Source organism: Pseudomonas sp. 32_A, assembly GCF_017490905.1.
Classification (GTDB): domain Bacteria; phylum Pseudomonadota; class Gammaproteobacteria; order Pseudomonadales; family Pseudomonadaceae; genus Aquipseudomonas; species Aquipseudomonas inefficax.
This window is the reverse complement of the sequence record NZ_JAFGYI010000376.1, coordinates 1-437: the sequence shown is the minus strand read 5'-3', so window position 1 is coordinate 437 and position 437 is coordinate 1. Positions and strand designations below refer to the sequence as shown.

General features: G+C 67.3%; 1 protein-coding gene. It reads right to left on the bottom strand.

Annotated elements, in window-relative coordinates; genetic code table 11:
• Positions 1-62: 62 nt before the first annotated feature.
• Positions 63-437, bottom strand: a 375-nt coding sequence (locus J5M58_RS27145; protein ID WP_207880543.1) for a PHB depolymerase family esterase, incomplete at its 5' end; no start/stop codon positions are given.

Genomic DNA, 437 nt, shown 5'->3' with positions numbered 1-437 from the left:
GTATTTACCCGTATTATAGGGAAAACCCTGAATCAATGCCAGCCGTTCCCGAGCGTGCGTCGTTACGACGCGACAGCCGCTCGCTCACGCGACGCGAAGAAAGACCAGATCAGCTCGCTCGCATCCGGGCCGGCGGCCGAGTGGAACGGCACACTGTCGTCGCCGCCCGCCCACGCATGCGCGAGGCCGTGGACCCGGCAGAGGCGCACGACCGATTCGCCGTCGCGGCGATAGTCGAGCGTGCGCACGTCGGCTGCGCGCGTCTCGAAACGCTCGACGCCCGCCGGTTCACCATCGGCGTCGGCAAGACCGTTCAGCCGCAGGAACTGAACGGCGAGTTCGTCCGCGTTCTTCGGCACGACAACGCGATCGTCGTCGCCGTGCACGATGAAGGCCGGCATTCCCGGATGCGCGCCCGGCTCGACGAGCGCGTCGAC